A 16,093-nucleotide genomic window follows, 5' to 3' on the forward strand; every position below is an offset into this window, starting at 1 on the left:
CCCTACCCTGCCATCAGATCCAGTGCCCGGCGCAGATGGTCGCGGCAGTCGGCGACCATGCGCCGGATCAGGTCGGCGCAGGTCGGAATGTCGTCGATCAGGCCGACCACCATGCCGGCCGACACCACGCCGGCCTGGACGTCGCCCGATTGCAGGGCCGCCCGTCCGCGCTGGCCGGCGACCAGAGGCCGCACCTCCTCGAACGCGGCACCGCCGGGGCGGCGTTCCATCGCCACCACCTCGTCCGACACGGCGTTCTTGAAGACGCGCGCGGTGTTGCGCAGGCTGCGGAAGATCAGGTTGGTGTCGCGTTCGCTGGCCGCCACCAGCGCCTGCTTGATGGCGTCATGCACCGGCGCCTCGCGCGTGCAGAGGAAACGGGTGCCCATGTTCACGCCCTGGGCGCCCAGCGCCAGCGCCGCCGCCATGCCGCGCCCATCGCCGATGCCACCCGACGCGATCACCGGGATGCGCAGCGCACGCACCGCCGCAGGGATCAGCACCAGCCCCGGAATGTCGTCTTCCCCCGGGTGCCCGGCGCATTCGAACCCGTCGATGCTGATGATGTCCACCCCGGCCCGCTCGGCGCTCAGCGCGTGGCGGACGCTGGTGCATTTGTGCAGGATGCGGACGCCGCTGGCCTTCATCCGCTCGACGAAGGCCTTCGGGCTGTTTCCCGCCGTCTCGACGATGGTCACGCCGCTGTCGATGATCGCGTCCAGATAGCGCTCGTAGGGCGGTGGGGTGATCGCCGGCAGCATGGTCAGGTTCACGCCGAACGGCTTGTCGGTCATCGTCCGGCAGCGCGCGATCTCCCGCGCCAGATCCTCCGGCGTCGGCTGGGTCAGCGCGGTCAGGATGCCGAGCCCACCGGCGTTCGACACCGCCGACGCCAGTTCGGCCAGCCCGACCCATTGCATGCCGCCCTGGACGATTGGATAGTCGATGCCCAGCAGGCGCGTCACAGCGGTGTTCATGGCCGTCGTCATGGGTGGTCCCTCCCTGCCCTGCCCGTCTTGCGGGGGTTTTGCGTTTTCCGTTCCGTTATAGCCTGGAGATCCATGGGGATCGGTATATGATCTTCGATCTATGAGCAAAGCGGAAGCGAAAGAAAAATCTGGCGAAGGGCTGGAAAACTTCACCTATGATAATGACAGTATAGGGTCTGATGAATAACGTGCAGCCCCGATGACCGCAACGTCAGGGAAAGGGTTCTACATCGCGCATGGCGCGGAATACCGTCGACGATCGTCGGACGCGTTTCCGGGAACCCTTGTGGATTGGGCCCATTCAGAATCCGGGCCCGGCGGACTTGGGGCCCAGCGGGCTTGGGAACCGAGACGAGCATAAGGACGATCGTGACGCCAGAATCCGGATCGCAGCCATGGCCGCAGACCATGGCCGGCAGCTTTGACCTCGACGCCTGCGCCCGGGAACCGATCCACATCCCGGGCAGCATCCAGCCGCATGGCCACCTGCTGGCGATGGAATCGGCGACGCTGCGGCTCGTCCGTGCCAGCGCCCACGCCGGCGCGGTGCTGAACCGGCCGCTGGAGGCCGCCTTTGGCCAACCGATCGACGAGGTGATCGACGCCGACGGGCTGGCTGCGCTGATCCAGGGACTGCGCAGCGCGCCGGCCGAGCCGGTTCAGCTCGATCTGCTGCGCCTGCGTCGCGGCGGCGACCATCAGGCGATCGCCCACCGCTCCGGCGATCTGGTGATCCTGGAGTTGGAGGATCATCTGACCGCCGCCGGGGTCGGCACGCTGGAGGCGCTCTACCCGCACCTGCGCGAAGGCATCCGACGGATGCAGGCGGCGACGTCCTTCGACGGACTGCTGGAGCTGACGGCGGCCGAGGTGCGGGCGCTGACCGGTTTCGACCGTGTGCTGATCTACCGTTTCGACGAGCAGTGGAACGGCACCGTCATCGCCGAGGACGGCAACGGTCGCCTGCCCTCTTACCGCGGCCTGCGCTTCCCGGCCTCCGACATTCCCCAGCAGGCGCGGCGGCTCTACGCGCTGAACCGCCTGCGGCTGATCGCCGACGCCCGTTACCGCCCGGTGCCGATCCTCGCACCCGGCGGGGCGCCCGGCACGGCCGACGGGCCGCTGGACCTCACCTTCTCGGTGTTGCGCAGCGTGTCGCCGGTGCATCTGGAATACATGCGCAACATGGGCACCCCCGCCTCGATGTCGATCTCGGTGATGGACGGCGACCGGCTGTGGGGCCTGATCTCGTGCCATCACGCTGAACCGCGGCAAGTGTCCTTCGCGGTGCGCACCGCCTGCGACCTGCTGGGGCAGGTGCTGTCCAGCCAGATGATCGCGCTGGAACGGGCGGAGGACGCCGACCACCGCATCCGCTCGAAAAGCATCCAGGCCCGCCTGCTGGCCCACATGGCGGCGGCGGAGCGCTTCGTCGACGGGCTGGCCGCCGATCCCGACGACCTGCTGGCGCTGGTCAACGCCGAGGGGGCGGCCATCCTGTTCGACGGCGATTGCCGCCTGATCGGCCGCACCCCGCCACAGGCGGTGGTGGAGGCCATCGCCGGTGAACTGGCAGGCCGGGACGTCAAGGACCTGTTCGCCAGCCACGCCCTGCCGGAGGATTTGCCGGCGGTGGCCGACGATGGGGCGGGCAATCCGGACGTCACGGCCTGCGGCCTGCTGGCGATCTCGATCTCGCAGTTGCACCCCAGCTACCTGATGTGGTTCCGGCCGGAGGTCCTCCGCTCGATCGAATGGGCCGGCGACCCGAACAAGCCGCTCGATCCCACCGGCCGACTGTCGCCCCGCAGCTCGTTCGAGGCGTGGAAGGAGACGGTGCGCGGCCAGTCCCTGCCCTGGCGCCATGGCGAGGCCGAGGCGGCCGCCGACTTCCGCAACGCCATCGTCAGCATCGTGCTGCGCAAGGCCGAGGAGATGGCCGCGCTGAACGAGGAACTGCGCCGCAGCAACGGCGAGCTGGCCGCCTTCTCCTATTCGGTGTCGCACGACCTGCGCGCCCCCTTCCGCCACGTCACCAGCTACGCCGAGCTGCTGCGGTCGCGCGCCGCCGACAAGCTGAACGAGCGCGAACGCCACTATCTCGACAGCATCATCGAGGCGGCGAGTTCGGCCGGCACGCTGGTCGACGGGCTGCTGCATTTCTCGCAGCTCGGCCGGACGACGCTGGCGCGGGTCGAGGTCGATGTCGGCTCTCTGGTGGCGGACGTCCGCCATTTGCTGGAGCCGGACCTGGCGCCGGAGCTGGGCAACCGCGTGGTGCGCTGGACGGTCCACCCACTGCCGACCGTCACCGGCGACCCGACCATGCTGCGGCTGGTGGTGCAGAACCTGCTGTCCAACGCCATCAAATACTCGCGCGACCGCGCCGAGCCGGAGATCGAGGTCGGCTGCGACACCACGCCCGAGGCGTATGAGTTCTACGTGCGCGACAATGGCCGTGGATTCGACATGGCCTATGCCGGTAAGCTGTTCGGCGTCTTCCAGCGGCTGCACCGGGAAGAAGAGTTCGAGGGCATCGGCATCGGCCTCGCCAACGTCCGCCGCATCGTCGAGCGCCATGGCGGACGGGTCTGGGCCGAAGGCCGGCTCGACCACGGTGCGACCTTCCATTTCTCCCTGCCGCGGCCGACCGCCGCCGAATCGAGGTAGGCCGATGGCCGAGCTGAAGCCGATCCTGCTGGTCGAGGATAACCCGAAAGACCTGGAACTGACGCTGGAGGCCTTCGCCGAGGCGCAGCTCGCCAACGACATCGTCGTCGCCCGCGACGGGGCGGAGGCGCTGTCCTACCTGTTCCCGGACGGGCCGGAGCCGGTGGCGGTTCCGTCGGTGGTCAAATACCCGGCGGTCATCATCCTGGACATCAAGCTGCCGAAGGTCGACGGAATCGAGGTGCTGCAACGGATCAAGGCCAACGAGAACACCCGCGCCATCCCGGTCGTCATGCTGACCTCCTCCAAGGAGGAGCAGGATCTGGTGCGCAGCTATCGTCTGGGGGTGAACGCCTTCGTGGTGAAGCCGGTCGGCTTCAAGGAGTTCTTCGACGCGATCCGCGACATCGGCAGCTTCTGGGCCATCCTGAACGAGCCGCCGCCGGGTTGCCACCCGCGGCGGCCCCGTGGCGGCTGACGGACGGACGCCGATGGGCCAGATCCTCATGCCGCCGGCCGGACCGAAGCGCGTGGACGACGCGCGTCCCGAGCTGTCCTTGCCGATTCCCTGCCGCGTCCTGCTGCTGGAGGACAACGGCATGGACGCCGATCTGGTGCGCGAGCACCTGCTGCTGATCGACGACCATGATTTCGACGTCCACCGGGTCGATACCCGACAGGCCTTCGTCGACGCGATCACGGACGGCGGCCCCTACGACCTAATCCTGTCCGACTTCGACCTGCCCGACTTCGACGGCATGTCGGCGCTGGCGGTGGCGCGCGAGCGGCTGCCGCGGGTGCCCTTCATCTTCGTGTCCGGCATGCTGGGCGAGGAGAACGCCATCGAGGCGTTGAAGAAGGGCGCCACCGATTACGTGGTCAAGCTGCGGATGGAGCGGCTGCAGGTCGTGGTCCGCCGCGCCCTGGTCGAGGCGCGCGACCGCAACGAGCTGACCGACAAGCGCCAGGCGCTGGCCGAGAGCGAGGCGCGGCTGCGCTTCGCGCTGGAGGCCGGGCGGCTCGGCTCGTGGGAGTTGACGTTGGCGACCAACCGGCTGCGGGTGTCGGCGATCTGCGCCGCCAACCTGGGCTTGAGCGACCCGTCCGAGCTTCCGACCTACGACGCGCTGCTGATGCGCGTCCATCCCGACGACCGCGAACACCAGCAGGCGGCGGTGCGCCTTGCCGTCGCCAATGGCTCCCCGCTCGACATCGAATACCGCACGATCTGGCCCGACGGCAGCCTCCACTGGGTGCAGGTCCGCGGTCGTGCCGTCTATGACAAGAACGGCATTGCCACCGGGCTTGCCGGCGTCTCCCTGAACGTCACCGAACGCAAGAAGGCGGAGGATCGCCAGCTTCTGCTGCTGGAGGAGCTGAACCACCGGGTCAAGAACACGTTGGCGATGGTGCAGTCGATCGCCAAGCAGACGTTGCGCGCCGCCCCGACGCCGGAGGCCTTCCCCGACGCCTTCCAGTCGCGGCTGCGGGCGCTGGCCCAGGCGCACGATCTGCTGACCCGCCGGCAGTGGCAGGGCGCCTCGCTCAGCGAGATCGCCGCCCTGACGCTGGAACCGCACGTCGACGCCGGCCGCGTCCGTGTCGGTGGGCCGCCGGTGACGCTGGCGACCGGCGTCGCGGTGTCGCTGCATCTCGCCTTCCACGAGTTGGCGACCAACGCCGCCAAATACGGCGCGCTGTCGGTCGAACACGGCCGCGTCGACCTTGAATGGGAGGTCGCCTCCGCTGCCACGGGCGATCGTGGGGCGCTGGCCCTGCGCTGGCGGGAGAGCGGCGGACCGCCGGTGGTGCCGCCGATCCGGCGCGGCTTCGGATCGCGGCTGATCGAACGCGGCCTCGTCCACGAGTTGGAGGGCGAGGTGGCGCTTGCCTTCGAGCCGGCCGGTGTGCAATGCCGACTGGTGATCCCCCTGTCCTCGCGAGTGAGCCCCCAGTGACCAACGCGCCCCTGACCGACCTCACCGTCCTGATCGTCGAGGACGAACCGCTGATCGCGATGAGCCTGGAAGACGTGCTGGTCGACCAGGGCGTGACCTGCCTCGGCCCAGCCGGATCGGTCGCGGCGGCCTTCGTCATGATCGACGCCGGCGGCTTCGACATCGCGCTGCTGGACGTCAACCTGCGCGGCGAGCGGGTCGACGCCGTGGCCGACCGGCTCGCCGCCGCCGGCATTCCCTTCGTCTTCACCACCGGCCATGGGGCGGAGGGGTTGCCAGACACCCACCGGGATCGCCCGGTGATCGCCAAGCCGTTCCGCGACCAGGACATCATCGACGCCCTGGCCCGCCACCGCCCGCGTTGAGCGCGGCACCCTTCTTCACGCCCTCCCCCTCGCCCGTTCCGCACGGCGCAGCGCGGGCCGGCATCCCCGCCTCCTGGTTCATCCCGACCGGGGGCATCAGTTCGGGCCTCCCCAGCGCCCTGTCGGTGCTGGCGATCATCGCCGCGGTGACCGGCGCCGAGCTGGGCGCCGTGGCCGCCAAGCAACGGCACCGCGACCGGAACGAAAAGGCCGCCGGCGGGACACCCCACCGGCGGCCTCTTGCCATCACTGCGTCTGGTGCTGGCCGGCGCCGTGCATCGTGCCGTGCGCGTTGCCGCCCATGGGACCGCCCATCCCGGACATGTGCTCCGCCGGCTTGGTTTCGCTGGCCCCTTCCACCGCCACCTCGACCTCGACGCTGCCGGCCTTTTCGAAGCGCAGGGTCAGGGGGAAGTGCGCGCCCTTGACCAGCGGCTGCTTCAGCCCGAGCAGCATCACGTGCAGGCCGCCCGGCGCCAGCTTGACCGGCGCACCGGGGCCGACCGCGATCCCGTCGACCGGCCGCATCCTCATCACGCCGTTGTCGTTGATGTGGGTGTGCAGTTCAGCCTTCTCGGCCACCGGGGTGGAGGCGGCGACAAGACGGTCTTCCGTCGTCCCCGTGTTGGTCAGCGACAGAAAAGCCCCGCCGTTGGGGGCGGACGGCGCGGTTGCGCGGGCCCAGGGATGGTCGATCTCGATCGGGCCGGCCTTGTAGGCGTGCGCCCAGGCGGCACCGGCGCCGAGCAGGGTGAAAGCGGTGGCGATGCCGAGGATGCGGCGATTCATGGGTGTTCTCCGGGAACGGATTGCGGATGCGCCAGCCGGCCGCCCCAGACTTTCGGGTAGGCGGGCCGCGGCGCGGGCTTCGAATGAGGGAAACAGGCAAGGCGCCGCCCAATCCGGACGGACGCGGCCCGAAAAATCAGCCGAGCGCCGGTGGCGCGCGGGCCTGAAGGGTCGACAGGAACCAGCCGGCGGCGATCCGCTCGCCGGGCAATGGCCGGGAATCGCGCGCCTCGGCAAGCGTCGGCCCGATCGACGTCGGCGGGGGCGGCAGGGCCAGCCCGGACATCAACGGACACAGCGGGCAGTGGCCGGTCCCGTAGGGCGACGGCTTCGAAGGCGTGCCGGACGGAGCGGCGGCATCGCCCGCCCCATCGTCCTGCGCGTCGAGGATGACGGATTTCAGCCCATCGACCGAGCAGATCAGGACGGTCGAGTCGTCACCGGCGCGGGCGGTGCCGACGATCGAGGGCATCCAGCCCCAGGCGATGACCTGCAGCAACAGCGCGGCCACCCCGGCCATCAGGCCGAGCCGCCGCACCCGCCGCATTGTCACCCGGCTGAACACCATACCGGCCCGCTGCCCCTCATGACGGTGCCGGACGCGGAGCCCGGCGTGCGGCCACGATAGCGCGGCGCATCGGCCGCGACGAGCGGCAAATGAACCCACACCCTTCAAAGGGTCGTCGGGGCCGGCGCTTCAGGCCAGCAGGCGGAAGGCCGGCTCGGGCCGTGCCAGCAAAGCGCCACGCAGCGCCTCGATCGCCGCGTCGTCGCGGTCGGCACGGGGAATGGCGACCGGCACCTCCGCCACCACGCGGCCGGGCGACGGCGCCAGCAGCAACAGGCGGTCGGCCAGCGCCAGCGCCTCGCGCAGATTGTGGGTGACCAGCAGCACCGTCGCCGGCCGACGGTCGAGCAGCCCGACCAGCAGGGCGCGCAGCTTCAGCGCCGTCGGCTCGTCCAGCGAGACGAAGGGTTCGTCCATCAGCAGCAGGTCGGGCTCCACCACGAAGGCGCGCGCCAGCGCCACCCGCCGCGCCATGCCCAGTGAGAGTTGGGTCGGAAAACGATCGGCAAGCGCCGTGAGGTCCAGCGCCGCCAGCATGGCGTCGACCGCCGGCCCCTTGCGTTGCGGCCTGGGCAGGGCGAGCGCCAGATTCTGGCGCACCGTGCGCCAGGGCAGCAGCCGGGGTTCCTGGAACACGTAGCCCAGCCGGGCGGCCCCCCCATCCGGCCGCGGCCCGACCGTAACCGACCCGTCGAAGTCGTGGTCGAGCCCGGCGACGATGCCGAGCGCCGTCGTCTTGCCGCAACCGCTGGGACCGACCAGCGCCACGACCTCCCCCGCCGCCGCGGCGATGGTCAGGCCGCGCAGGGCCTCCACCGCGCCGAAGCGCTTGGAGCGAATCTCAAGCGTCAGCGGGCAACCGCCGCCAGCGCAGGCAGTGCCGTTCGACCGGCTGGAGGATGCCGTATTCCAAAAGCTGGACCACGGCCACGAACGCGACGGTGTAAGCCAGGATTCCTGCGACATCGAACATCTGAAAAAGGAGGTTGATCTGGAATCCGACACCGTCGCTGCGGCCGAGCAGTTCGACCACCAGCACGATCTTCCAGATCAGCGCCAGGCCGGACCGCGCGGCGGCGGCAATGGTGGGGGTGAGTTGCGGCAGCAGCACATGGCGCAGCCGTTCGGCCGGCGTCAGCCGGTAGACGCGGGCCATCTCGACCAGCCCCTCGTCGATCGACCGGGCGCCGGCGCGGACGAGGACGACGGTGTTGGGGATCTTGTTGACGGCGACGGCGCCGATGGCCGCCGCCTCGGTCAGGCCGAACCAGACATAGGCCAGCACGATCACCACCAGCGCCGGGAGGTTCAGGAAGAACACCAGCCAGGGGCCGAACAGCCGGTCGAGCGTCGCCGACCGCCCCATCGGCACGCCGAGCCCGACCCCGATCGACATCGCCAGGGCGAAGGCGGCGAGCACGCGCAGCAGCGTGATGCCCATGTGATGGAACAGGGCGCCGCGCTCCGCCTCGCGGACCAGCGCGTCGGCCACCGCCAGCGGCCCGGGGAGCAGCCGTCCGCCGACCATCCACGCCGCCCCCTGCCACAGCGCCAGCAGCAGCAGGACCGACAGGATCGGCAGCAGGACGCGGCGCATCGGCTATGCCCCGCCGGTCCAGAAGGTGCCGGGGGCGATGGTCGGTGCGTCCCCGACCAGTTCGCGCCCGCCCAGTTTGGCGAGCAGCGTGTAGAGCTTTGCCGCCCCATCGCGCTCCGCCGGGCCCCAGCGGCGGGGGATGCCCTCGCGGTAGCGGTCGCGCAGGGTGCGGAAGGTGGCGTCGTCCTCCGCCTGCATCAGCGGGGCGAGGCGCTGCCACGCGGCGTCGGATTCGGCCAGCAGCGTCTTGGCCCGGGCGGTCGCCGCCTGGAAGCCGGCGAGCGCCGCCGGGTTGGCCCTGGCCCACTCCTCGCGGAAGACATAGCCGATCGACGGCACGTCCGCCGGCTGGCCCAACGCCGTCAGCATGTCGGAGACGGTCATCAGCACGCGCATGCCCTGCGCCTCCAGCCGCGCGGCGAAGGGCCAGTAGGTCAGCACGGCGTCCATCTCACCGTCGGCCAGCTTGCGGTTCAGCAGCGGCGGTGCGGCAAAGAAGGGCTGCGCGTCGCCCCGATCGAGCGCCAGCCCGTGCCGGTCGCCGGCCAGCGCCTTCAACAGCAGCCAGCTCTTGTCGAGCGGACTGCCGGCAACGCCGATCCGCTTGCCCTTCAGGTCGCCGATGCCGGTGATCGGCGATCCGGCCGGCACCACCAGCGCGCCGACTGCGGTCGAATAGGGGATGAAGGAGAGCGCCTGCCCGGTCGACCGCATCCGCGACACCCACAGCCAGTCCGACACGATGACGTCGACGCCGCCGGCCTGCAACGCCACCTGGGTGGCCGGGTTGCCCGCCAGTTCGACCAGCTGCAGGTCGATGCCGGCGGCCTCGTCGAAGCGGTTGGCGCGGACGGTGTCGAGTTCCCAGCTGACCGTGCCGAACTTCAGCACACCGGCGCGAACAACGGGGAGTGCGGCGGCGGGAAGTGCGGCGGCGCGGACCGGATCGGCCATGGCCGCGGCGAGCAGCGCACCGGCGGCCAGCAGCGTCGTCCGTCTTGTGCAGCCTGTCGCCATACCCTCCCCTCCACGGTCTGTCGACGTCAGGTTATCCGCAGAGAGGATGGTTCGTATATTCAACGATGGGATGAGAGGAAAGATTATGGTGGGGAGGCGTCGGCTTGCGCCACCCCCCTGCCCCACCACGGGCCGCCCGACGCTCAGTCGTCGTAGGTGCCGGCCCCGACGATGAAGTTGCCGTCGCGGGTGACGTAGCTGTGCTTGTGTTCGACCTTGTTGGACTGGCGGTTCAGCCAGACATAGTCGATGACGGCGGTCGGCTTGTCCTTGGTCTCGGTGATCATCGCCTGGACAATCGGCTTGCCTTCCGCGTCCTTCAGGTTGGCGGCGTCGGAGCCGGCAAGGCGCGGGTTGGCGCCGGAGGCGACGTAGCGGCCGTTGGCGTCGAAGACGAACACATACAGCTCGCCGCGGCGGAAGCTGCCCTTGGGGTCCTGGAACGCCTTGGCGGCTTCCTCCGGCCCCTTGGCCTTCAGGTAGGCGACAGCGTCGGCGACCAGCGCCTTGGCCTGGTCGGGGGTGGCGTGGTCGGCGGCGAAGGCGGCGGGGGCGAAGGCGGGGACCGACAGCAGGGCGGCGGACAGGGCGGTCAGGACAACGGCTTTGCGAATCATGGCGAGCACCTTGTTCGAAGGAGAGAGGACGGGATGCCGATGACGCGCGGCGTCACTCCTCATGCACGGTTTCCAGCCACGAGCGGATCGACCACAGCGCTTCCTGGCCCAGGGCCTCGCCGAACCGCGGCATGTAGGTCACGCCGTTGCGGATCGAACCATTGGTGACGCGCTCCTTGAACCACTCGTCGCCGGCATCGCCTTTTTCCAGGTAACGCAGGTCCGGGGCAATGCCGCCGGATACCGCACCCAGCCCGTGGCAACGGGCGCAGTTCTGATTGAAGGCCGAGGCGCCGATCTCGATGGCGCGCGGGTTGCCGCGGTAGGGGTTGCTGTCGCGCCACGTGTCGCCCAGCTTCTCCAGCCCGGCGGTGTCGACTGGCTGCGGCACGACGTCGCCATGGGCCAGGACGCCGCCGGTCGCCATCAGCACCAGCAGCCCGGCCAGCAGCCCGGCCGGGGCGGCGGCGCGACGGGCCGGGCGACGGTGGGCGGTGGGCTGCGCGGTCGGGGAGCGGTGCGTCATCGGGGCTGTCCTCATCCTGCATCGTTCTTGGCGGCGTTCTTTGCGGCCGTGGCCGGCGGGGCGATGATGCCCGACCGGATCAATGGGTGGGCCGGATTGCGGGTGAGGATAGCAATCGTTCGCGGTCGTAATAATTCGACCATCGTACAAGACGGGACGGCGGTCCGGCGCCAAGCCTGGCCGGGCCACCGACGTCTCGGTCGATGGTCGGATGACGGTTGCGGCAACGCCGTCAAGGCTTGGGCAGCGGCGGCTTGGTCAATGAAGGCTTGGGCAGCGGCGGCAGCCGCCCGGCGTTGATCGCCCCCTTGACGCGGGCGAGGTGCCGCACCGCCGGATCGCCCAGCCGCAGCGCCACCCCGGTCGACAGCACGTCGATCAGCGTCAGATGGACCAGCCGCGACGCCATCGGCGTGTACATCTCGGTGTCCTCCACCGGCTGGCTGGCGATGGTGACGCTGGCCATCGCGGCGAGCGGCGAATGCGGCGCGGTGATCGCCACCACCGCGGTGCCCTGCGCCCGGGCCGCGGCGGCCAGTTCGTTGATCGTCCCGCTGCGCCCGGTGTTGGACAGCGCCAGCAGCACGTCGCCCACCCCCAGATTGACCAGCAGCATGCGCGCCAGCACCGGGTCGGCGCAGGGTTGCGCGTCGGCGCCGAAGCGCAGCAGCTTGTGCGCCGCGTCCTGGGCCAGCGCGCTCGACCCGCCGGTGCCGACGCACAGCACCCGCGGCGCCGCCGCCAGCAGGGCGATGGCCCGGTCCAGCGCCGCCTCGTCCAGCGTGGCGGAGGCGGCGGTCAGGGCGGCGGCGCTCGATGAAAAAATTTTTCGCGCCAGCGTGCCGACGCTGTCGTCCGCCGCCACATCCTGGCTGACATAGGGGGTGCCGCCGCGCACCTGATCGCGCAGTTGGTCCCGCGCCTGGCATTCGGCCAGCCGCAGCTTGAAATCGGGGAAGCCGGCGCAGCCGACGCTGCGGCAGAAGCGGACCACCGTCGCCTCGCTGACCGCCGCCGCCTGGGCGAGCGAGGTGACGTTCAGGTTCAGCACCCGCCGTGGATCGGCCAGCACCAGATCGGCGATCTGCGCCTCCGACCGCTTCAGCTCGCTCCGCAGCCGCCGGATGTCATCGAGAATGTCGACCGAAGGGGTGTTGACCGCAGGTGTCATCGCGTAAACTTGCTTCCCAGGCCGGGATTTGGATCAGGCATGAGGCGCGCCGATGGCCCGCCCGCCGCACATTATGAAGAAAATTGCCCTGGCTGGCGAGAAGTCTCGCTTTCCGGCCCAATATATGAAAAAAATTTTCTTCACAGTCCGCTGCCCCTGGCGTATGGTCCGTTCTGGAAATCATCGCCTCCCACAAACGGTCGAGATGCGATCATGAGCAAGCCCGCCACCCTGAATTCCGTCGTCGCCCGCGTGACCGAGCGCATCGCGGAGCGCAGCCGCGACCGCCGCGCCGCCTATCTGGCGCGGCTGGAGGACGCCGGTGGAAAGCCGCGGCGCCAGCGTCTCGGCTGCGCCAACCTGGCCCACGCCTTCGCCGCCTGCGGGGCGAACGACAAGGCGGCGCTGCGCGGTGAAACCCAGCCGTCGATCGGCATCGTCACCGCCTACAACGACATGCTGTCGGCGCATCAGCCCTACGAACGCTACCCGGCGCTGATCCGCGAATCGGTGCGCGCGGTCGGCGGCGTCGCCCAGGTGGCCGGCGGCGTGCCGGCGATGTGCGACGGCGTGACCCAGGGTTACGAGGGGATGGAGCTGTCGCTGTTCAGCCGCGACGTCATCGCGCTGGCCACCGGCGTGGCTCTGTCGCACGCGACCTTCGACGGCGTGCTGTGCCTGGGCATCTGCGACAAGATCGTCCCCGGCCTGATGATCGGCGCGCTGTCCTTCGGCCACCTGCCGACGATCTTCGTGCCCGGCGGCCCGATGCCGACCGGCCTGTCCAACGCCGACAAGGCCAAGGCCCGCCAGCTCTACGCCCAGGGCAAGGTCGGGCGCGAGGAGCTGCTGGACGCCGAGTCCAAGTCCTATCACGCCCCCGGCACCTGCACCTTCTACGGCACCGCCAACACCAACCAGATGCTGATGGAGATCATGGGCCTGCACCTGCCGGGCGCCAGCTTCGTCAACCCCAACACCCCCCTGCGCGAGGCGTTGACCGACGCCGCCGCCAAGCGCGTGGTGGCGATGACCGCCCCCGGCGGCGGCACGCCGATCGGCCGCATCGTCGACGAGCGCGCGCTGGTCAACGGCATCGTCGGCCTGCTCGCCACCGGCGGTTCGACCAACCACACCCTGCACATCCCGGCCATCGCCGCCGCCGCCGGCATCGCGCTGAGCTGGGAGGACTTCTCCGAGCTGTCGACGGTGGTGCCGCTGCTGGCCCGCGTCTACCCGAACGGCAGCGCCGACGTGAACCGCTTCCAGCAGGCCGGCGGCATGCCCTTCATCATCGGGCAACTGCTCGACGCCGGGCTGGTGCACGCCGACATCGCCACCGTCTGGGGCGAGGGCGGGCTGGAGCCCTACCGCTCGATGCCGGACCTGGACGCCGGCGGCGCCCTGACCTGGGTCCGCTCGCCGTCCGACAAGAGCGGCGACCCGACCGTGGTCGCCACCACCGCGGCGCCCTTCGCGGCCGAAGGCGGCCTGCGCGTGCTGTCCGGCAACCTCGGCCGCGGCGTCATCAAGGTCTCGGCGGTCAAGCCGGAGCACCGCGTGGTCGAGGCGCCGGCCCGCGTCTTCGACAACCAGGAGGCGGTGCAGGCCGCCTTCCGCGCCGGTGAACTCGACCGCGACGTCATCGTCGTCGTCCGCTACCAGGGGCCCGGCGCCAACGGCATGCCGGAGCTGCACAAGCTCACCCCGCCGCTCGGCGTGTTGCAGGACAAGGGCTTCAAGGTCGCGCTGGTGACCGACGGCCGCATGTCCGGCGCCTCCGGCAAGGTGCCCGCCGCGATCCACGTCACGCCGGAGGTCAAGTACGGCGGCCCGCTCGGCCGGGTGCGCGACGGCGACATGCTGCGGCTGGACGCCGAAACCGGGGCGCTCGACGCCCTGGTCGACGCCGCCGAGTGGGAGAGCCGCGGCGCCCCGCCGCCGCCCAGCGAGGATTCCGCCCACGGCTGCGGCCGCGAGATGTTCTCCCTGTTCCGCGACAACGTCAGCGGGGCCGAAAGCGGCGCGTCCGTCATCCGCTACCCGGGCGCCTGACGCCCATCCGACCGCGATCCAACCGCCGGGGCGGCGTCACAGCGCCGCCGCTCCGGTTGTGACCAAGCCCATCCCTGTGGCACCATGACGCACGGGCCGCATCCGCTCCGTGCCAGCGACGTTGAGAGGACCGATGACGCACCCCCGCTCCGCCGTGGCAGCAGCCCTGCCTCCGTTCGACTACACGGTGTTCGGCGGCACCGGTGACCTCGCCCTGCGCAAACTGCTGCCGGCGCTGTACCTGCGCGACAAGGCGGGGCAGGTGGCCGAGGGCAGCCGCATCATCGGCGTCTCGCGCAGCCCGCTCGACCCGTCCGACTACCGCGCCAAGGCGGCCGACGCGATCCTGCAGCACGTCCCCGCCGACGAGCGCGACCCGGCGGTGACCGCCCGGTTCCTGGAGCGTCTCGACTACGTCCCGGTCAACGCCACGACCGACGACGGCTGGTCCGACTTCGCCGAACGGCTGAACCACTGCCCGGTCACGCGCGACGAGGCGGTGCGGATCTTCTATCTCGCCACCTCGCCCAGCCTGTTCGGCCCGATCTGCGACCAGCTGCGCGCCTTCGGTCTGGTGACGCCGGACGCCCGCGTCGTGCTGGAAAAGCCGATCGGCCGCGACCTGGCGTCCGCGCAGGACATCAACGAACGGGTCGGCGCCGTCTTCGCCGAGCCGCAGATCTACCGCATCGACCATTACCTCGGTAAGGAGACGGTGCAGAACCTGCTGGCGCTGCGCTTCGGCAACTCGCTGTTCGAGCCGTTGTGGAACGCCAACCACATCGACCATGTGCAGATCACCGTCGCCGAGACGGTCGGCGTCGAAGGGCGCGGCGATTACTACGACCATTCCGGCGCGTTGCGCGACATGGTGCAGAACCACCTGCTGCAGCTCGTCTGCCTCGTCGGCATGGAGTGCCCGATCTCGCTGGCGCAGGAATCGGTGCGCGACGAAAAGCTGAAGGTCCTGCGCTCGCTGAAGGCGATCGGCGCCGACGAGGTCGGCGGCTGCACGGTGCGCGGCCAGTACCGCGCCGGTGCGGTGGCCGGTGGCGCGGTTCCCGGCTATCTCGACGAACCCGGCATTCCGCCCGGCAGCGGCACCGAAACCTTCGTCGCGCTGAAGCTGGAGATCGACAACTGGCGCTGGGCCGGCGTGCCCTTCTACCTGCGCAGCGGCAAGCGCCTGCCGGCCAAGATGTCGGAGATCGTCATCCAGTTCCGGCCGATCCGCCACTCGATCTTCCCGCAGGGCGCCGGCGAGCTGCAGGCCAACCGCCTGATCGTGCGGCTCCAGCCGGACGAGAGCATCCGCCTGCACCTGATGACGAAGGAGCCGGGACCGGGCGGCATGCGCCTGCGGCCGGCGGCGCTGAACCTCAGCTTCGCCGAAACCTTCGGTGGCCGCTTCCCCGACGCCTACGAGCGGCTGCTGATGGACGTGGTGCGCGGCAACTCCACCCTGTTCATGCGCCGTGACGAGGTCGAGACGGCGTGGCAGTGGGCCGAGCCGATCCTCGACGGCTGGAAGGCCCGCCACGAGCAGCCGAAGCCCTACATCGCCGGCACCTGGGGCCCGTCGCAGTCCATCGCCCTGATCGAACGCGACGGCCGCACCTGGCACGACGACGAAATCCCGGCAGCGGCCTTCTGATCGGGGCCCTCCTGCGAAAAAAGTTCACACGGGGTGAAAAAAGGTCTTGCGCGGTTTGGGGGAGGCCGCCTATAAAGCGCCTCCCGACGCGAACGACGCCGGCGCCGCCGAACCGGC

General features: G+C 70.2%; 15 protein-coding genes. 6 read left to right on the top strand and 9 right to left on the bottom strand.

Annotated features, from left to right (window positions below; all coding sequences use genetic code 11):
* Positions 1-2: 2 nt before the first annotated feature.
* Positions 3-977, bottom strand: coding sequence for a nitronate monooxygenase family protein (locus tag TSO352_RS03330; protein ID WP_109106647.1), 975 nt, complete (start codon positions 975-977; stop codon positions 3-5).
* A gap of 420 nt (positions 978-1,397) precedes the next feature.
* On the opposite strand from TSO352_RS03330, the gene TSO352_RS03335 reads away from it, so the two are divergent.
* The 4 genes from TSO352_RS03335 to TSO352_RS03350 are packed head-to-tail and all read left to right on the top strand — an operon-like array spanning position 1,398 to position 5,982.
* Positions 1,398-3,659, top strand: coding sequence for an ATP-binding protein (locus TSO352_RS03335; protein WP_109105947.1), 2,262 nt, complete (start codon positions 1,398-1,400; stop codon positions 3,657-3,659).
* Positions 3,660-3,663: 4 nt separating this feature from the next.
* Positions 3,664-4,137, top strand: a complete 474-nt coding sequence (locus TSO352_RS03340) for a response regulator (protein WP_109105948.1) — start codon at positions 3,664-3,666, stop codon at positions 4,135-4,137.
* Positions 4,138-4,150: 13 nt separating this feature from the next.
* On the top strand, positions 4,151-5,617 hold the full coding sequence (locus TSO352_RS03345) for an HWE histidine kinase domain-containing protein (RefSeq protein ID WP_109105949.1): 1,467 nt from the start codon (positions 4,151-4,153) through the stop codon (positions 5,615-5,617).
* Entirely contained in the window at positions 5,614-5,982 is a 369-nt protein-coding gene (locus tag TSO352_RS03350) for a response regulator (protein WP_109105950.1), read from the top strand. The genes TSO352_RS03345 and TSO352_RS03350 overlap by 4 nt, the downstream gene beginning before the upstream one ends.
* Before the next feature lie 246 nt (positions 5,983-6,228).
* Here the strand turns inward: TSO352_RS03350 and TSO352_RS03355 are convergent, their stop codons facing one another.
* From TSO352_RS03355 to TSO352_RS03390, 8 genes are all read right to left on the bottom strand, one after another.
* Entirely contained in the window at positions 6,229-6,771 is a 543-nt protein-coding gene (locus tag TSO352_RS03355) for a copper chaperone PCu(A)C (protein WP_109105951.1), read from the bottom strand.
* Between the two features lie 136 nt (positions 6,772-6,907).
* Entirely contained in the window at positions 6,908-7,339 is a 432-nt protein-coding gene (locus TSO352_RS03360) for a DUF2946 family protein (RefSeq protein ID WP_247871878.1), read from the bottom strand.
* Positions 7,340-7,468: 129 nt separating this feature from the next.
* Positions 7,469-8,155: an ATP-binding cassette domain-containing protein gene (locus TSO352_RS03365; RefSeq protein WP_199231470.1), complete on the bottom strand. Its 687-nt coding sequence runs from the start codon at positions 8,153-8,155 to the stop codon at positions 7,469-7,471.
* A gap of 25 nt (positions 8,156-8,180) precedes the next feature.
* Positions 8,181-8,936: an ABC transporter permease gene (locus TSO352_RS03370; protein WP_199231471.1), complete on the bottom strand. Its 756-nt coding sequence runs from the start codon at positions 8,934-8,936 to the stop codon at positions 8,181-8,183.
* 3 nt (positions 8,937-8,939) lie between these two features.
* On the bottom strand, positions 8,940-9,953 hold the full coding sequence (locus TSO352_RS03375; protein WP_109105954.1) for an ABC transporter substrate-binding protein: 1,014 nt from the start codon (positions 9,951-9,953) through the stop codon (positions 8,940-8,942).
* A 143-nt stretch (positions 9,954-10,096) separates the two neighbouring features.
* Entirely contained in the window at positions 10,097-10,570 is a 474-nt protein-coding gene (locus TSO352_RS03380) for a cache domain-containing protein (protein ID WP_109105955.1), read from the bottom strand.
* 52 nt (positions 10,571-10,622) lie between these two features.
* Positions 10,623-11,096, bottom strand: coding sequence for a cytochrome c-550 PedF (gene pedF / locus TSO352_RS03385; protein WP_199231472.1), 474 nt, complete (start codon positions 11,094-11,096; stop codon positions 10,623-10,625).
* A gap of 232 nt (positions 11,097-11,328) precedes the next feature.
* Positions 11,329-12,267, bottom strand: a complete 939-nt coding sequence (locus TSO352_RS03390) for an SIS domain-containing protein (RefSeq protein ID WP_109105956.1) — start codon at positions 12,265-12,267, stop codon at positions 11,329-11,331.
* A 213-nt stretch (positions 12,268-12,480) separates the two neighbouring features.
* Between TSO352_RS03390 and edd the strand changes: the two genes are divergently transcribed.
* Together edd and zwf are read left to right on the top strand one after the other, a co-directional pair.
* The gene (gene edd / locus TSO352_RS03395; RefSeq protein ID WP_109105957.1) at positions 12,481-14,322 is read left to right on the top strand and encodes a phosphogluconate dehydratase; all 1,842 of its coding nucleotides are present in this window, start codon (positions 12,481-12,483) and stop codon (positions 14,320-14,322) included.
* Between the two features lie 133 nt (positions 14,323-14,455).
* Complete coding sequence (gene zwf / locus TSO352_RS03400) at positions 14,456-15,976, top strand: glucose-6-phosphate dehydrogenase (protein WP_109105958.1); 1,521 nt, start codon at positions 14,456-14,458, stop codon at positions 15,974-15,976.
* The last annotated feature ends 117 nt before the right edge of the window (positions 15,977-16,093 follow it).

The organism is Azospirillum sp. TSO35-2 (assembly GCF_003116095.1).
GTDB lineage: Bacteria > Pseudomonadota > Alphaproteobacteria > Azospirillales > Azospirillaceae > Azospirillum.

Bases quoted from the DNA above. Each gene is read 5' to 3' on its own strand.
- TSO352_RS03330 (WP_109106647.1), bottom strand. From the start codon at position 977: ATGAACACCGCTGTGACGCGCCTGCTGGGCATCGACTATCCAATCGTC.
- TSO352_RS03335 (WP_109105947.1), top strand. From the start codon at position 1,398: ATGGCCGGCAGCTTTGACCTCGACGCCTGCGCCCGGGAACCGATCCAC.
- TSO352_RS03340 (WP_109105948.1), top strand. From the start codon at position 3,664: ATGGCCGAGCTGAAGCCGATCCTGCTGGTCGAGGATAACCCGAAAGAC.
- TSO352_RS03345 (WP_109105949.1), top strand. From the start codon at position 4,151: ATGGGCCAGATCCTCATGCCGCCGGCCGGACCGAAGCGCGTGGACGAC.
- TSO352_RS03355 (WP_109105951.1), bottom strand. From the start codon at position 6,771: ATGAATCGCCGCATCCTCGGCATCGCCACCGCTTTCACCCTGCTCGGC.
- TSO352_RS03360 (WP_247871878.1), bottom strand. From the start codon at position 7,339: ATGGTGTTCAGCCGGGTGACAATGCGGCGGGTGCGGCGGCTCGGCCTG.
- TSO352_RS03370 (WP_199231471.1), bottom strand. From the start codon at position 8,936: ATGCGCCGCGTCCTGCTGCCGATCCTGTCGGTCCTGCTGCTGCTGGCG.
- TSO352_RS03375 (WP_109105954.1), bottom strand. From the start codon at position 9,953: ATGGCGACAGGCTGCACAAGACGGACGACGCTGCTGGCCGCCGGTGCG.
- TSO352_RS03380 (WP_109105955.1), bottom strand. From the start codon at position 10,570: ATGATTCGCAAAGCCGTTGTCCTGACCGCCCTGTCCGCCGCCCTGCTG.
- pedF (WP_199231472.1), bottom strand. From the start codon at position 11,096: ATGACGCACCGCTCCCCGACCGCGCAGCCCACCGCCCACCGTCGCCCG.
- TSO352_RS03390 (WP_109105956.1), bottom strand. From the start codon at position 12,267: ATGACACCTGCGGTCAACACCCCTTCGGTCGACATTCTCGATGACATC.
- edd (WP_109105957.1), top strand. From the start codon at position 12,481: ATGAGCAAGCCCGCCACCCTGAATTCCGTCGTCGCCCGCGTGACCGAG.
- zwf (WP_109105958.1), top strand. From the start codon at position 14,456: ATGACGCACCCCCGCTCCGCCGTGGCAGCAGCCCTGCCTCCGTTCGAC.